14 protein-coding genes, 1 tRNA gene and 1 pseudogene are annotated in these 15,894 nt (G+C 37.0%); 2 read left to right on the plus strand and 14 right to left on the minus strand.

Annotated elements, in window-relative coordinates; genetic code table 11:
• Positions 1–12: 12 nt before the first annotated feature.
• The 7 genes from ysxC to ACVWY7_RS02045 all read right to left on the minus strand — a co-directional run bounded on the left by ysxC (position 13) and on the right by ACVWY7_RS02045 (position 9,452).
• Positions 13–609: a ribosome biogenesis GTP-binding protein YsxC gene (ysxC, locus tag ACVWY7_RS02015; protein WP_000869113.1), complete on the minus strand. Its 597-nt coding sequence runs from the start codon at positions 607–609 to the stop codon at positions 13–15.
• Positions 606–2,936: an endopeptidase La gene (gene lon / locus ACVWY7_RS02020; protein ID WP_000097306.1), complete on the minus strand. Its 2,331-nt coding sequence runs from the start codon at positions 2,934–2,936 to the stop codon at positions 606–608. The genes ysxC and lon overlap by 4 nt, the downstream gene beginning before the upstream one ends.
• Positions 2,937–3,119: 183 nt before the next feature.
• A complete protein-coding gene (gene lonB, locus ACVWY7_RS02025; RefSeq protein WP_033682138.1) occupies positions 3,120–4,790 on the minus strand; it encodes an ATP-dependent protease LonB in 1,671 nt (556 codons plus the stop codon).
• Between the two features lie 106 nt (positions 4,791–4,896).
• Entirely contained in the window at positions 4,897–6,156 is a 1,260-nt protein-coding gene (clpX, locus tag ACVWY7_RS02030) for an ATP-dependent protease ATP-binding subunit ClpX (protein ID WP_000472279.1), read from the minus strand.
• 264 nt (positions 6,157–6,420) lie between these two features.
• On the minus strand, positions 6,421–7,698 hold the full coding sequence (tig, locus tag ACVWY7_RS02035) for a trigger factor (protein ID WP_000729253.1): 1,278 nt from the start codon (positions 7,696–7,698) through the stop codon (positions 6,421–6,423).
• A gap of 309 nt (positions 7,699–8,007) precedes the next feature.
• The gene (locus tag ACVWY7_RS02040) at positions 8,008–9,006 is read right to left on the minus strand and encodes a hypothetical protein (protein ID WP_000358264.1); all 999 of its coding nucleotides are present in this window, start codon (positions 9,004–9,006) and stop codon (positions 8,008–8,010) included.
• A gap of 197 nt (positions 9,007–9,203) precedes the next feature.
• A complete protein-coding gene (locus ACVWY7_RS02045; RefSeq protein ID WP_001983650.1) occupies positions 9,204–9,452 on the minus strand; it encodes a hypothetical protein in 249 nt (82 codons plus the stop codon).
• Between the two features lie 480 nt (positions 9,453–9,932).
• On the opposite strand from ACVWY7_RS02045, the gene ACVWY7_RS02050 reads away from it, so the two are divergent.
• Positions 9,933–10,547, plus strand: coding sequence for a PH domain-containing protein (locus ACVWY7_RS02050; protein ID WP_000475209.1), 615 nt, complete (start codon positions 9,933–9,935; stop codon positions 10,545–10,547).
• Between the two features lie 85 nt (positions 10,548–10,632).
• On the opposite strand, the gene ACVWY7_RS02055 is transcribed toward ACVWY7_RS02050, so the two are convergent.
• A complete protein-coding gene (locus tag ACVWY7_RS02055) occupies positions 10,633–10,833 on the minus strand; it encodes a hypothetical protein (RefSeq protein WP_000124461.1) in 201 nt (66 codons plus the stop codon).
• A 151-nt stretch (positions 10,834–10,984) separates the two neighbouring features.
• On the opposite strand from ACVWY7_RS02055, the pseudogene ACVWY7_RS02060 reads away from it, so the two are divergent.
• Positions 10,985–11,071, plus strand: a pseudogene (locus tag ACVWY7_RS02060) (DUF6572 domain-containing protein); the annotation flags it as partial.
• A 535-nt stretch (positions 11,072–11,606) separates the two neighbouring features.
• Here ACVWY7_RS02060 and ACVWY7_RS02065 read toward each other — a convergent pair.
• From ACVWY7_RS02065 to racE, 6 genes are all read right to left on the minus strand, one after another.
• Positions 11,607–11,680: transfer RNA gene (locus ACVWY7_RS02065), tRNA-Gly, on the minus strand.
• A 109-nt stretch (positions 11,681–11,789) separates the two neighbouring features.
• Entirely contained in the window at positions 11,790–12,293 is a 504-nt protein-coding gene (locus ACVWY7_RS02070) for a metallophosphoesterase (RefSeq protein WP_000645497.1), read from the minus strand.
• Positions 12,294–12,306: 13 nt separating this feature from the next.
• Positions 12,307–12,915, minus strand: a complete 609-nt coding sequence (locus ACVWY7_RS02075) for an XTP/dITP diphosphatase (protein ID WP_000815943.1) — start codon at positions 12,913–12,915, stop codon at positions 12,307–12,309.
• An 11-nt stretch (positions 12,916–12,926) separates the two neighbouring features.
• A complete protein-coding gene (gene rph, locus ACVWY7_RS02080; protein WP_088120984.1) occupies positions 12,927–13,664 on the minus strand; it encodes a ribonuclease PH in 738 nt (245 codons plus the stop codon).
• Between the two features lie 128 nt (positions 13,665–13,792).
• On the minus strand, positions 13,793–14,842 hold the full coding sequence (gene gerM / locus ACVWY7_RS02085; protein WP_001126758.1) for a spore germination protein GerM: 1,050 nt from the start codon (positions 14,840–14,842) through the stop codon (positions 13,793–13,795).
• Between the two features lie 130 nt (positions 14,843–14,972).
• Entirely contained in the window at positions 14,973–15,782 is an 810-nt protein-coding gene (gene racE, locus ACVWY7_RS02090) for a glutamate racemase (RefSeq protein WP_000774002.1), read from the minus strand.
• Between the last annotated feature and the right edge of the window lie 112 nt (positions 15,783–15,894).

Consider the following 15,894-nt stretch of genomic DNA (forward strand, 5'->3'; position numbering starts at 1 on the left):
GCGCGACATTCGTCACGCGTTTTTTGTTTTTGTAAATTTATGAATTGCTTTCCATGCTTCTTCTTTCCCAAGTCCTGTTTCAGAAGAGAATAGAACGACTTCATCGCCACTTTCAATATCAAGCGTTTCTTTTACAACTTTTAAATGCTTTTGCCATTTCCCTTTCGGAATTTTATCGGCTTTCGTTGCAATAATAATGGTTGGAATGTCATAATGCTTTAAGAAATCATACATCATTACATCATCATTTGTTGGTTTGTGACGTAAATCAACTACTAATACAGCTGCATCTAATTGCTCACGTGTTGTAAAATACGTTTCAATCATTTTACCCCAAGCTGCGCGCTCCGTTTTAGATACTTTCGCATATCCATAACCTGGAACGTCCACAAAATGCATCATCTCATTAATTAAGAAGAAGTTTAACGTTTGTGTTTTTCCTGGTTTAGAAGAAATACGTACTAACTTTTTACGATTTAAAATTTTATTAATAAAGGAAGACTTCCCGACATTTGAACGACCTGCTAATGCGATTTCTGGTAAGTCACCGTCTGGATATTGTTCTGGTTTAACAGCACTAATTACAATGTCTGCTTTTGTTACTTTCATTGTTTCACTCCTACTAATGCGTGCTCCAATACTTCATCTAAATGAGATGCAAGCACAAACGTAAGGTTTTCTTTTACGCTCTCTGGAATATCATCTAAATCTTTCTCATTTTCCGCCGGTAAAATAATTTTTGTTAAACCTGCGCGGTGAGCACTTAATGTTTTTTCTTTTAAACCACCAATCGGTAATACACGACCACGAAGTGTAATTTCACCTGTCATCCCCACTTCTTTACTTACAGGAATACCTGTTAGCGCAGAAATAAGTGCCGTTGCCATCGTAATACCTGCTGACGGTCCATCTTTTGGAACTGCTCCTTCTGGAACATGAATATGAATATCATTTTTCTCATGGAAATTCGGATCAATCTGAAGCTCTTCTGCACGAGAACGAATATAGCTAAACGCTGCTTGTGCGGATTCTTTCATAACATCCCCAAGTTTCCCTGTTAAAATTAATTTCCCTTTACCTGGCGCTACGGACACTTCAATCGCCAGTGTATCGCCGCCTGCTGCCGTATACGCTAAACCCGTCGCCATACCAACTTGGTCTGTTTTTTCAGCTTGCCCATAACGGAATATGTGCTTACCAAGTAAATCAACAACGTTTTTCTCTGTTACTACAATACGCTTACGTTCTGCTGTAACGATAATTTTTGCTGCTTTACGACAAACCTTTGCAATTTGGCGCTCTAGTGTACGAACACCAGCCTCACGTGTATAATAGCGAATAATTTCAAGAAGCGCTTCATCACGTACTTGTAAATTACCTTTTCGTAAGCCATGCTCTTGTAATTGTTTCGGCAATAAATGTTCACGAGCAATATGAACTTTTTCAAGTTCTGTATAGCCAGCAATCGAAATAATTTCCATACGGTCAAGTAATGGGCCTGGAATACTTGAAAGTGTATTCGCAGTTGCTACAAACATAACTTTCGATAGATCATATGGTTCTTCAATATAATGATCACTGAAGTTATGGTTTTGTTCTGGATCTAACACTTCAAGTAATGCTGCTGAAGGATCTCCACGGAAATCGTTAGACATTTTATCAATCTCATCTAATAAGAAGACTGGATTAACTGATTTTGCCTTTTTCATACCTTGAATAATGCGTCCTGGCATTGCTCCAACGTACGTACGACGGTGACCACGAATTTCAGATTCATCACGCACACCACCAAGGGATACACGGACAAAATTACGATTTAATGATGTCGCAATAGAACGCGCTAACGAAGTTTTTCCGACCCCAGGTGGCCCTACTAAACAAAGGATAGGCCCTTTTAATGAATTCGTTAACTTCTGTACCGCTAAATATTCCAGTACGCGCTCTTTCACTTTCTCAAGACCGTAATGATCTTTGTTTAAAATCTCTTCCGAATGAGCAAGATCAATCATATCTTCCGTTGCTTCTGTCCACGGAAGTGCTAATAACCAATCCATATAATTGCGAATAACACCGCTCTCCGCAGAACTTGCTGGTAACTTTTCATAACGATCTAATTCTTTCAGCGCAGCCTTCATTGTTTCTTCAGGCATTCCTGACTGTTCAATTTTCTCACGAAGTTCTTCAACTTCCCCGCCCTTGCCTTCTTTATCGCCAAGTTCAGTTTGAATCGCCTTCATTTGCTCACGTAAGAAATATTCTTTTTGCGTGCGCTCCATTGAACGTTTCACTTTTTGTCCAATTTTCTTTTCTAAACTAAGTAATTCTTGTTCATCTTGAATAATTGAAATAAGTGTATGTAATCGTTCTTTCACAGATATGATTTCTAAAATCTCTTGTTTCTGCTTCGTTTTAATTGGCAAGTGAGAAGCAATTAAATCCGCTAATCTTCCTGGCTCTTCTACATCAGCTACCGTTGCAAATGTTTCATTTGAAACTTTTTTCGAAACTTTAATATATTGCTCGAAATGCTCCAGTAATGTACGCATAAGAGCTTTCTCTTCTAAATCAGCTTCCACTTCTTCAGTTACCGTTTTAATAGAAACTTGCACTACATTTTCTTCTTCGATAAACTCTACTACTTCTGCTCTATGTAAACCTTCTACAAGGACACGAAGCGTACCGTTCGGCAATTTTAACATTTGCTTCACTTTCGCCACTGTACCTACACTATATATGTCATCTTCTTTCGGATCATCGATATTCATTTCTTTTTGCATTGCTAAAAAGATGATATTTTCATCCATTGCCGCCTGCTCTAGTGCTTGTATCGATTTATCACGTCCTACATCAAGATGCAGAACCATCGTTGGATATACGAGAACGCCTCTTAATGGTAGGAGGGGCACGATTCTTTCATTCGTATTCATACTAGACATAGCACCTCCATAATAAATTAAACTCCTGTTCAACTATTTTATATTACAATACATCTAGATGCAATTGCCGAGATTCTCCGCAACTGTAAATCCCGCTTTTTTTCTCTCTTACGAAAAGAAAAAAGACTCCGCTTAAGCATACAAACTTAAACGAAGTCTGGCAAATACTATTATCGTTCATTCTCACATTGATTGTGCATCTGTTTCGTCTATTGTAGTATGTATATCAAGCTCTCGCTGCATATTTTCTTGCATAAATGTTAGCTCAAATACTTCCTTTAACTTACGAACAGGGATGATTTCAATTCCTTTTATTGTGTACAAAAACGGTTGCATGTTTTCAGCAGGAATGATAACTTTCTTAGCTCCCGCCTTTTTCGCAGCTTTTATTTTTGCGTACACACCACCGATAGGTTTCACTTCCCCGTGTATACTTATCTCACCAGTCATCGCCACTTCATTATTCACATACGTACTATGCACTGCTGAATACACACCTGTTGCCATTGCAATTCCTGCTGAAGGCCCATCAATCGGGATACCACCTGGAAAATTAATATGTATATCGTATCCTTCTGGTAACACATCTAGAGATCGAAGTACTGTTAATACATTATCTACAGAACCTTTCGCCATACTTTTACGGCGAATTGATTTCGTTTGACTACCAATACTTTCCTCTTCAACAATTCCGGTAACATTTACCGATCCTTTATCTTTCGCCTTAATTGCTGTTACTTCAATTTCTAATAACGCGCCTGTATTTGGTCCGTATACAGCAAGTCCATTTACAAGACCGATTCTTGGAATAGGATAAATGTGTTTTTCATACTTCGGTGTAAGCTGACTAGAGTGAACAACCCACTCAATATCTTCATCTTTAATGAAAGAACGTTCTTCATTTATTGCCATTCCAGCAGAAATTTGTACAAGATTAATCGCTTCTCTTCCATTTCTTGCATACATCCCAATCATTTCAATACCATTTTCACCAATTTGCATTTCTACTTTGTCAGCTGCATTCTTCGCTACTTTTTGAATTTCTTCTGTATCTAACTCACGGAAGAATACTTCTAAACAGCGCGACCGAATAGCAGGAGGAATCTCCTCTGGCGAACGTGTCGTTGCCCCAACTAAGCGAAAATCGGCTGGTAAACCTTTTTGAAAGATATCATGTATATACGTTGGAATCATCGTATTCTCTTCACTGTAGTATGCACTTTCCAAAAACACTTTTCGATCTTCTAGCACCTTTAACATTTTGTTCATTTGAATCGGATGTAGCTCACCAATCTCATCAATAAACAAAATACCACCGTGTGCATCTGTTACCGCACCTTTTTTTGGTTGCGGAATACCTGCTTGCCCCATCGCACCAGCACCTTGATAAATTGGATCATGCACCGAACCGATTAAAGGGTCTGCAATACCACGTTCATCAAACCGAGCTGTCGTCGCATCCAGTTCAATAAATGTTGCATTTGTGCGAAATGGAGATTTTGGATTTCGTTTCGCTTCTTCTAATACGAGACGTGCTGCCGCTGTCTTTCCGACACCTGGTGGGCCATATATAATTACATGTTGCGGGTTCGGGCCACAAAGAGCCGCTTTTAACGACTTAATCCCGTCCTCTTGCCCTACAATATCTAAAAAGGATGTAGGACGCACCTTTTCCGCAAGCGGCTCTGTTAAAGAAATCTCACGCATTTTACGAAGCTGCTCTAATTCTTTTTTCGATTCTCGATCAATTGAAACTTTTTGTGTTCGCTGATTTCGAAGTAAATGCCAAAAATACAATCCGACAATTACACCAAAAACAAGTTGAACAAGTAAAAATATATTTGTCCAGCTCATCATTTATTTCCTCCCGCAATGTTTTATCTCTTAGTATTTCCGCGGAGGAACATAGCTAAACATAAAGAAAAACAGCAATTATAAAAATTGCTGTTTCTCTTTCGCATTATGCAGATGTTTTTGTATCAAGTACAGTACCGTCTTGTAACACCAATTTTGGCGGTGCATTATCAGCTACTGTTTCTTTTGTAAGAATGCACTTCTCAATATCTTTGCGAGATGGAAGTTCGAACATTACATCCAGCATTAAACCTTCAATAATAGAACGAAGTCCACGAGCACCTGTTTTACGTTCAATTGCTTTTTTCGCAATTTCAATTAGTGCGCCTTCTTCAAACTCTAACTCAACATCGTCAAGCTCCAATAGTTTTTGGAATTGCTTAACAAGTGCATTTTTCGGTTTCGTTAAAATATCAACAAGAGCATCTTCATCAAGCGGCTCTAGGTTCGCAATAACTGGAAGACGACCGATAAACTCTGGAATTAAACCAAATCTTAAAAGGTCTTCTGGTAATACGTGAGATAAAACATGCTTCTCATTTACATCAGCATTTTTCTTCTCCGAACCAAATCCAATTACTTTTTCACCAAGACGACGTTTAATAATTGGCTCGATGCCATCAAACGCCCCACCACAGATGAATAAGATGTTCGTTGTATCAATTTGAATAAACTCTTGATGCGGATGCTTACGGCCACCTTGAGGTGGAACGCTTGCTACAGTACCTTCTAAAATTTTCAGAAGTGCCTGCTGCACACCTTCACCAGATACATCACGTGTAATTGATGGATTTTCGGACTTACGTGCCACTTTATCAATCTCATCAATATAAATGATTCCTTTTTCCGCTTTTTCTACATCATAATCAGCTGCTTGGATTAATTTAAGTAAGATGTTTTCTACATCTTCCCCAACGTATCCAGCTTCAGTTAAAGATGTTGCGTCCGCGATTGCAAATGGAACATTTAAAATACGCGCTAACGTTTGTGCCAGTAATGTTTTACCACTACCTGTTGGCCCGATAAGTGCGATATTACTCTTCGCTAATTCTACATCATCAATTTTGCTGTTAGAATTAATGCGTTTGTAATGGTTATATACCGCTACCGCTAGTGCTTTTTTCGCGTTATCTTGTCCGATGACATACTCATCTAAAATTTCACGAATTTCTACCGGTTTCGGTACATCTTTGAATTCTACTTCTTCGTCTTTCGCAAGCTCCTCTTGTACAATTTCAGTACAAAGTTCGATACACTCGTCACAAATGTAAACACCTGGACCTGCAACTAACTTTCGGACTTGCGTTTGTGTTTTACCACAGAAAGAACATTTTAATTGCCCTTTTTCATCATTAAATTTAAACATATTTTCACACCCCTTACAAAGTGCTAACCTCTTGCCTTCGTATGTACACGATAAATGTATCGTATGTAAATACATATTATGTCACTACGTGGCGAGAAATACAAATAATATGACTAGTTATGTACAAATAAAAAGTTTTTAAAACTTTTGAAATATGTATATTCGACTTATTAAGGAAGTTTTCCTTCTTCATCGAAAAGTTTTATAAATATATTTCTATATTTATAAAACAAGGCACGATTAAAATCGCGCCTTGTTATTTTATTATGCAGCGTTTTCTACTAAGAAGTCTACAGCTTTACGAACTTTAAGATCTTCAGCTAAAGCGTCTACGCTTCCAAGAGCTTGCTTGATAGCGTCTACTGGCATACCGTACATTTCAGCCATTTTTTCAACTTCTGCAGTTACTTCTTCTTCAGTAACTTCAATGTTTTCAGCTTCAATGATAGCTTCAAGAACAAGGTTGATTCTTACGCGTTTTTGAGCGTCTTCTTTCATTTGCTCTTTTAACTTGTCAGCATCAGTACCTGTGAATTGGTAGTAAAGCTCAAGGTTCATACCTTGTTGGCTTAAACGTTGCTCGAATTCACGAACCATACGATCTAACTCAGTGTCGATCATAGCTTCTGGAATGTCGATTTCAGCGTTAGCAGCAGCTAATTCTACTACTTCGTCACGTACTTTGTGCTCAGCTTCGTGCTTTTTGCCTTCTTCTAAGTTTGTGCGAAGTTTTGCTTTTAATTCATCAAGAGTTGCAACCGCTTCGTCAGCTTCTTTAGCGAACTCGTCGTTTAACTCAGGAAGTTCTTTTGTTTTGATTTCGTGAACTGTTACTTTGAATGTTGCTGGTTTGCCAGCTAATTCAGCAGCATGGTACTCTTCTGGGAATGATACTTCAACGTCTTTAGACTCACCAGATTTAAGACCAATTACTTGCTCTTCGAAACCTGGGATAAATGTACCAGAACCGATTGCTAGAGAGTAGTTTTCGCCTTTTCCGCCTTCAAATGCTTCGCCATCAACGAAACCTTCGAAGTCGATTACAGCTGTATCACCGTTTTCAACAGTTCCTTCTTCTTTAACAACTAGTTCAGCTTGACGCTCTTGTAAAGATTTTAATTCGTTCTCTACATCTTCGTCAGTTACAGTTGTTTCAACTTTTTCTACTGCTAAACCTTTGTACTCACCTAATTTAACTTCAGGTTTCACTGTAACTTTTGCAGTGAAGATAAGGTTAGCATTTTTTTCGAACTTCTCGATGTCGATTTCAGGATGAGCAACTGGGAAGATACCAGCTTCATCGATCGCTTCACCGTATGCTTTTGGTAAGATGATATCTAAAGCATCTTGGTATAAAGATTCGATACCAAAGCGTTGTTCGAATAACGGACGAGGCATTTTTCCTTTACGGAAACCTGGTACGTTGATTGTTTTTACTACTTTTTTGAACGCAGCGTCGATAGAGTTGTTTACTTCTTTAGCATCAACTTCGATTGTTAAAACGCCTACGTTACCTTCTAATTTTTCCCATTTTGCAGCCATTTATTCTTTCCCTCCAACTATAATAATGTATGCACATACCTCTATAGATTAAGATCTTCATTATCTCTTTTTTGAAATAACAAAAGTACAAATAATCCTCTAGCAAAAGCTTTCAGATATAATGTTCCAATCTACTAATTGCCTAAAAGACAACTACGGTATATTTTGTTCGAGAATAATATGAAACATATTAAGTAAGAGAATTACACTTCTCTTCTCTTACAAACAGGCAGATTTCTGCCTTTTGCAACCCTTACATTATAACATAGAATATGCTCGTTTCAAGAACTGAACGATTCTTTTTCATAATTATACGGGCAAATATCCTTCTCTTTCAACACGTAATAACCATTGATAGGCAATATGAAACTCTTCTAATTCAATATTATACGCTGTCATAAGCTCTTCTTCATCAATAGTCAACCCGAAACGCTTTCTACCAATTCTCTCTAAAACAGCAGCCCAAATCTCCAATTTATCCATTAATAGAGCGAATGGGAAAACGCTAATTTGCAACTCTTTCCAATATGTAACCATCGCATCAAATATATCAGGATAATTTTGTTCTAATCGACTTGATAATGTATGTATAATGTTATCGGATTGCTCCTCATTATGACCTGTAAATGCCGGAATTACCTTGATCGTATTCCCAAACTTTTCTACCTCTATCTCTTCTTCTATTTGATTTTCTATCATTTTATATAAAATAGAAGTTTTCAAATAAGGGTGCTGTTTTTCGTCTACTAAAAATTTCTTTAAAACAGGTAATGCAAGATCTAAGTCTTTTAACGAAAGTTGCTGAATCGCTCTTAGCTTTTGCCCAAAGTTTTCTCCAAACATTTCATTAGTAAATTCATCTAATTCAAAATTCGAATCGACTAGTGACGTATCTACTTCATTTAACATACCTTCTGCAAATAAAGCGAGCTGTGCTAATTTTTCCTTTTGTTCCGGCATTATATCTTTCGTTTGCAAAACTTTTTCAACGGTTTCAATTACGCCTTCATAATCATTTGTTTGAACTAAAATTGTCACATACGTTTCAAGAATATCACCAAATAGTACAGCTCCTGTCTCCAGTAACTGTTCACATTTCTCTTTCGCTTCTTCCATATGCTTTAATTCTAACAAACAAATAACCGAAGCTAGTTCTGTTTGTTCCGTTTCTGCATTATACTGACGTAATATTTCAAAGCAGCGCAATGCATCTTCGAATTTCCGCTCTTTCAGTGCTAAAAAACCTTCATCAATATAGCGCTCTGATAGCTGCGGAAACAATACGACCGTATTTTCTTTTTTATCCATACGTCCGCCTCTTTTTCTAGATTTTAATTATCTTTAAAGTAAATATATCAAATGAGTAATAAGAACACAACATCTCAAAACCCTTTGTTTGAAATATGAAAATATTTAATTTTTATATTTCAATATAAACAAATCCTTACTTAAAATTTAAAATGTACAAATAAAAACCCTCAGCGATGAAAGCAGAGGATTTATCATTAATGGAAAGCTTTTATAATAGTGGGGTATATAACAAGGGTAATAATTTGGAGAACAATAATTGCCATAACAATCATGCTAAAATAGAAGATTGGTTTACTTCGCTTCATTAAAAACATAATGATAAGCATCGTACAAGCAAACAAACTTAAGAAGAACAAACTCGTTGTCGAACTAAGTATACCGCTCGGGACAAAGAACAATAACACTACACTACAAGTACCTATAATTCCAAATAACCATTCCATTCATTCACTCATTCCCTTTCCCTCTCATGGTAGTTTTTTACTAAGCGATTAAATGTTTTACAACATCAACTACATACGTTAATTTCTCATACGCTACAAATCCAAAAGCTACCGTTAAACCCGTTACGATTAATCCTTTCATCATTTCTCCCTCCTCGTTTTATCGTTGTTACCTTCATTATAGAGGATTAGCAATTTGTTACCATCGAACTACCTTACAGTTACCTTACAGAATTGTAAGATTTCAAAAAGAGATTGAAAAAACACCTCATATCGCTTGAGGTGCTTTCACGGAATTTTTCTATAATTACTTGTAAAATTAACTTTTTTCTCAGTACCTTTTTACATATTTTAAAAATAATATTCGTTCTTTTTCCTAACTTACCTCCAAATATTTTTAATTATAAGAAAACACTTTATTAAAATCGTGTTAATATATTTTTATACAATCAAGAATTTAATTTACAAGGGGGATTATAAATGTTCAAAAAAGTAGCTGCTGATGTTTTAGGGTTAAGTGATGTAGGTTCTGTCATTACACCGAAAGATTACGATAAAGTTGATGCTGATGATTATGTGATGCATGAAGATGGGGAGAAAATTTACTTTCTAATTAAATCGAAATCAGATGAATATTGCTTCACAAACAAAGGATTACTCCACCTAGATGGTACAAGTGCGACAAGTAAAAAACGCACACTACGCCGCTTTAGCTATAGTAAATATCAAATTAAAAACGTAGCACTTGAAACTGCTGGAACAATTGATTTAGATGTAGAAATTAAGTTTCAAATGGGAGATCAGCATTATTCAATTGATGTTCATAAAAAACATATCGAGGAATTAAAAGATTTATATAAAGCTTTACTTAAAATCGAAGAAATTTCATACGACAACGACATTACATTACAATATGCACATAAAAGTTTAGATATGGCATCTAATGCTTTCAGCCGTATTTCAAATGCACAAGTAAATTTGGCAGAACAATTTAAAGAAATGAACGAGATTGCCTTTAACTGGCTTGTTGATACGAAGAAACAATATAATGTGAAAGATTATGGTTTTGTCTTTGAAAAGTTTATTAATAACTAAACAAGAAACCCTTGTTATCAAAAGATAACAAGGGTTTTTCAGCGTCCTAGTAGATGTTCGAACTCTCAGCCCGCTCATTTCCGTACTATTTTATATATTTTGATCGCAGTCTTAATATATCTTCTCCTTCGCGAATACCTGCTGATCCCTTCCTCACATTTTTTACGACAGTCCAATTCGGGTTAGTTTCATCACCGATGTTCTGTACTGTAAAGTTGCCATCACCATATTTCCGTTGACCTTCTGCCAATTTCTCCGTTAAATCATTCTCATTTGATCTCGCCATCTTTGCGCCATCTCCCTTTTTATACGACCTTCTTAAGCCATCTAACCAATCACAGGTCCAGTCAATTGGAGATTCTCGTTTTCCGCTTCTATTCATTGTAACACACTGACAGGGATAAGTTTCGATAACGGCTGCTCAATCGTACTAGAATGGTAAAAAGTTTTATAATATTGTAAGTGAACAGTTAGGAGAATCTGGATATGAATTTGAGTTCCATCATAAACCTATTGATTCTTGAAATGAAATAAGAGGAATAGGGCGCATAAATGGCGCTCTTTTCTTCATGCACTTTAATCCGTTACACATAATAATTGCCATATATTACGTTACATTTTTTACACCTTTTGCACATACATCAATTTGTAGACAAACAAAAAACCTTGTTATCAAAAGATAACAAGGTTTTTTTAGCGTCCCAGGAGAGATTCGAACTCCCGACCGACGGCTTAGCTTACCACCATAGCTTTCGCTACCAGCAATTACTGTTTGTAGTCTGGACTATATCTTCACCATTTCAGGTGCGACACGTGTAGTCTCTACGGAACCTCACGATGATTTTCATCATACTTCAGAGTCTTTACCATTAAGTTTCACTTAATCATTCAAAACTCCTTAATCTTTTTCAAGATCGTAAGTTTCCTCGGTATTACCATCAGCCGAACTGTTAAGGCTTCACCGATATAGTGTCGTCCACTTTATAGGTTCTTGTTTCCCTATAAAGGCTCCTATTTTTCTTGAAGGCCGTTGCTCTATCCTGCTGAGCTACTGGGACATGGAGCGGGTGAAGAGAATCGAACTCTCGACCAGAGCTTGGAAGGCTCTTGTTTTACCACTAAACTACACCCGCATATGTTATTTCATTTTCATTCGTTAGCGCTGTTGCCCTATCGACAATATTTATTATATGTATAACCATACATAAAGTCAACACCTTTTTTAAAAGAGGATAATTTTTCTTATCCTCTTTTAAAAACTGCTTGTTCAACTAGCTGTCCGTCTAGTGTTTCAAAACGAACTTCCATTTGATTTTCATCCATTTCTAATATAGCAAATGTCTTTTCTACACGCTGACGCGGTAATAAAATACTACCTGGATTAATAAATAAAACGCCGTCGATTAATTCCGCACCTAATACGTGAGAGTGTCCGAAGCATGCAACTTGCGCTCCTACCTCTTCAGCACGGTACGCTAATGTTTGTAACGTCATTTTCACGTTATGACGATGTCCGTGCACAACTACGAAACGAAGACCATCTACATCCGTTACAATTTCGTCTTGAAAGTTAGCATAATCACAATTCCCTTTTACAACATGGAAACCTTGCAGCTCTTCATGAGCAGGCGTTAGCTCTGAATCACCGCAATGAATCATGATATCTACTTTTCCTTCATACTTCTCTTTTAACTGCTGTAATTCCTTCACAGAGCTATGACTATCGCTTACGATTAAAGCTTTCATCAATCTCTCTCCCTTATTCTCCTAAAAACCATTCAGGGATTTTTTCTTCTAGCTTACGTAGAGCACGTCCGCGGTGGCTAATGGCATTTTTCTCATCTGAACTTAGTTCCGCCATCGCTTTTTTATATTCTTCCACATAAAAGATTGGATCATATCCAAAGCCGTTTTCCCCGCGGCGTTGTTCTAAAATAAATCCTTCACATGTCCCGTTTACAATGACAGGCTTTTTATCCCCTTCAGGGAAAGCCACTGCTAATGCACAGTAGAAACGAGCTTTACGCTTTTCAAACGCTACTTCATTTAATTCTTGTAAAACTTTATCGATATTCGCTTGATCATCTTTCGGCTCTCCAGCAAAACGAGCTGAATACACACCTGGTTTTCCGTTTAAAGCATCTACAATAAGACCTGAATCATCCGCAATTACGATTGCATTCAACTGTCTACTCAAACTATCCGCTTTTAAAATCGCATTTTCTTCAAATGTTTCACCAGTTTCTTCGACTTCTTCAATATGAGGGAAATCGTGTAATGATTTTACTTCTAAATCAAATCGCTCAAATAACTCAGCAAATTCACGTACTTTCCCCATATTTTTTGTTGCTACAACAACTTGTTTCATATTTTCCACCTCTACTCTATATGAGATACGATGTCACCTAACGCTAATTTTTGAATATCAATCAGTTGGAAAATGCCTTGTTCCGCAGCATCAAGTAATTCATTTAACTGTGCTCTGCTAAACGTCGCTTCTTCTCCAGTTCCTTGCACTTCAACAAACTGACCTTTTCCAGTCATAATCACGTTCATATCAACGTCTGCTTTAGAATCTTCTGCGTAGTTTAAATCTAAAACAACGCCTTGCTCTTCAACAATTCCTACTGACGTTGCTGCTAAATAATCTTTTACTGGAATTTTAGATACTTTTTCTGCTTGTAATAATTTCTCGAAAGCTAATACCATCGCTACATATGCACCTGTAATAGAAGCCGTTCGCGTTCCACCATCCGCTTGAATAACATCACAATCAATCCAAACCGTTCTCTCGCCAAGCGCTTCTAAGTCAACTACCGCACGTAATGCTCGTCCAATTAAGCGCTGGATTTCCATTGTACGTCCTGTTACTTTTCCTTTACTTGACTCTCTAATTGTACGTTGTTCTGTCGCACGTGGAATCATCGCATATTCAGCTGTTACCCATCCCTTTCCTTCTCCACGCATAAATGGCGGGACGCGCTCTTCAATTGTCGCTGAGCAAATTACCTTTGTATCCCCAACCTCAATTAATACTGATCCTTCTGGATGTTTTAAATAATTCGTATGAATATGTATATGGCGTAACTCTGTTTTCTCTCTACCATCTACTCGCATAAAAATAACCTCCTCATAACTACTTGTTAGTATAGCCAAATTTAAATGTATGATATGTATACAATAAAAGAAGAGGAACCCAAAAAGCAATTCCTCTTTCTTACTTAAGTATATCAAATTATTAGCGATTAAAAACTACCTGTATTCACGTTTTCTGGACGATCTACAGGTTTTATTAACTTTCCGCCCTTTTCATCTATAAGATTTGCTTTGCCATTTACTTCAATAGAAACACTTTTCACACCTTTCTTTTCTGTTAAAGATAAAACTAACGACTTCAATACGTAATTTGAAATCATATTTTTATCTGGGTTGATAAATATATTTTCATTAAAGTTTAATGTAAGATTTCCGTCTTGCAATTTCGGATTCGTAATCAGCTTAACTCCTGGATTAAAATCATTTAAGAGCGATTGATGAATCGGTCCTTTTACAAGTTCATCTACAATGGCTGCATAATCATTTTCTTTCCCTTCTACAACGCGGCGTGTTACTGGTACGTAATATTGCTGTTTATTATTATTTTGCGCCATAAAATACAGCGTTACCGGTTTTGTATTCGTTACATCCGCTACTTGTTCATCATCGAAATTGATACCGTTCGCACGGCTGACACCGTCACCGAGCGGTGTACCACCAACAGGCATCTTCGCTAATTTTTCACCATTTATTTGGAACTGCACTTGTTTTACTTCTTTAAATTGCGTCAACGTCCATGCTATCGACTCAACAATTTGACGCTCTTCTTCTTTTGCATAGTTTTTCATTTCTTTTGAGAAATCAATGACTGCCGTCCCATCTTTTTTTAAATCTAGTGTCATCGATGTATTGGCTGGAATGATCGCACGGAAACCATTCGGTAATAAATTCGTTACCGGCCCATCTTTCACAAGATACTCTAACGTTTGCTGAATAACCTCATTTGCTTTCGGAGTAGGTATAGCTAACGTTTGTGGGACAACATAACCATTTTTATCAACAAGGTATAATTCTCTATTCACCGTTTGTGCTTGCTTATCTTTTTTAGATACTTCTTTCTTTCCACCTTCCGTGTACGTAACTTGTTTTGGCGGATCAATTTGTTCCGTTGCTTTCTCCTGATTTATAAAGCCACACCCTGTTAGTAAAACAGCGCTCACAGTAGCACCAACAACCCATTTAAAAGTGGATTTAGGCATGCCATTCCCCCCTAAAATCTAAGTTTGTACTATTATGTATACGAGCTGTTTCTCTTTTTAGAACAAGCTGTGCTCCCTATAAACAAAAAACTCCTGATTTCTCAGGAGTTCACTTATACGGATTCTACTATTATTCTTTTTCTAAATGAATATGTTTCACATTTTCAATCGGTTGACCGAACCATTTTGATGCAATTTCTTTAAATAAGCCTATTTTCCCTGTTGTTAAGAAGAGATGGTCGCTTTGTTCCTCTCCCTCATTCAACATTTTACTATGGTATAAAATTGTACTTACTTCACGCGCTGTTTCATCACCTGAACTAATTAGTTGTACTTTATCTCCCATTACTTGTTTAATAACAGGACCTAAAATCGGATAATGTGTACAACCTAAAATAAGTGTATCAATATCAGTATTTTTCAGCGGTTGCAACGTTTCTCTTACAACTTCATATGCCATTTCACTTTCAAAATTGCCACTCTCTACAAGCTCAACGAAAGGCGGACACGCTAAACTTTCTACCATAACCCGGTTATTAATAGACTTTAACGCCTCTTCGTATGCACCACTTTTCACCGTTCCAATCGTTCCAATAATCCCAACATGGTATGTGTTTGTCACTTTTAAAGCTGTACGTGATCCTGGGTGAATAACTCCTACCACTGGAATTGGTAATTGTTTCTGCATCTCTTCTAATACAACCGCAGTTGCTGTATTACACGCAATAACTAACATTTTGATATTTAAATCTAGTAAATGCTCCGTCATTTCCCACGTAAATTGACGCACTTCTTCTCGAGAACGTGGACCATAAGGGCAACGTGCTGTATCACCTAAATATATAATGCGCTCTTTCGGCAACTGACGAATTAATTCCTTCGCTACTGTTAAGCCGCCAACTCCTGAATCGATAACACCGATTGCTCTATTCAACTTCATCACCCGTTTTCTCATTCATCATCTTATTTTATCATTATATTTTACACACTTTAAGTTCGCGCACTTAAACTGCTTCTGTATGAAAATTTTCATTTGTACCTGTATAGACTAG

Source organism: Bacillus sp. TE9106W, assembly GCF_054062215.1.

Coding starts and splice junctions, on each gene's coding strand:
- ysxC (WP_000869113.1), bottom strand. CDS start 609: ATGAAAGTAACAAAAGCAGACATTGTAATTAGTGCTGTTAAACCAGAA.
- lon (WP_000097306.1), bottom strand. CDS start 2,936: ATGTCTAGTATGAATACGAATGAAAGAATCGTGCCCCTCCTACCATTA.
- lonB (WP_033682138.1), bottom strand. CDS start 4,790: ATGAGCTGGACAAATATATTTTTACTTGTTCAACTTGTTTTTGGTGTA.
- clpX (WP_000472279.1), bottom strand. CDS start 6,156: ATGTTTAAATTTAATGATGAAAAAGGGCAATTAAAATGTTCTTTCTGT.
- tig (WP_000729253.1), bottom strand. CDS start 7,698: ATGGCTGCAAAATGGGAAAAATTAGAAGGTAACGTAGGCGTTTTAACA.
- ACVWY7_RS02040 (WP_000358264.1), bottom strand. CDS start 9,006: ATGGATAAAAAAGAAAATACGGTCGTATTGTTTCCGCAGCTATCAGAG.
- ACVWY7_RS02045 (WP_001983650.1), bottom strand. CDS start 9,452: ATGGAATGGTTATTTGGAATTATAGGTACTTGTAGTGTAGTGTTATTG.
- ACVWY7_RS02050 (WP_000475209.1), top strand. CDS start 9,933: ATGTTCAAAAAAGTAGCTGCTGATGTTTTAGGGTTAAGTGATGTAGGT.
- ACVWY7_RS02055 (WP_000124461.1), bottom strand. CDS start 10,833: ATGGCGAGATCAAATGAGAATGATTTAACGGAGAAATTGGCAGAAGGT.
- ACVWY7_RS02070 (WP_000645497.1), bottom strand. CDS start 12,293: ATGAAAGCTTTAATCGTAAGCGATAGTCATAGCTCTGTGAAGGAATTA.
- ACVWY7_RS02075 (WP_000815943.1), bottom strand. CDS start 12,915: ATGAAACAAGTTGTTGTAGCAACAAAAAATATGGGGAAAGTACGTGAA.
- rph (WP_088120984.1), bottom strand. CDS start 13,664: ATGCGAGTAGATGGTAGAGAGAAAACAGAGTTACGCCATATACATATT.
- gerM (WP_001126758.1), bottom strand. CDS start 14,842: ATGCCTAAATCCACTTTTAAATGGGTTGTTGGTGCTACTGTGAGCGCT.
- racE (WP_000774002.1), bottom strand. CDS start 15,782: ATGAAGTTGAATAGAGCAATCGGTGTTATCGATTCAGGAGTTGGCGGC.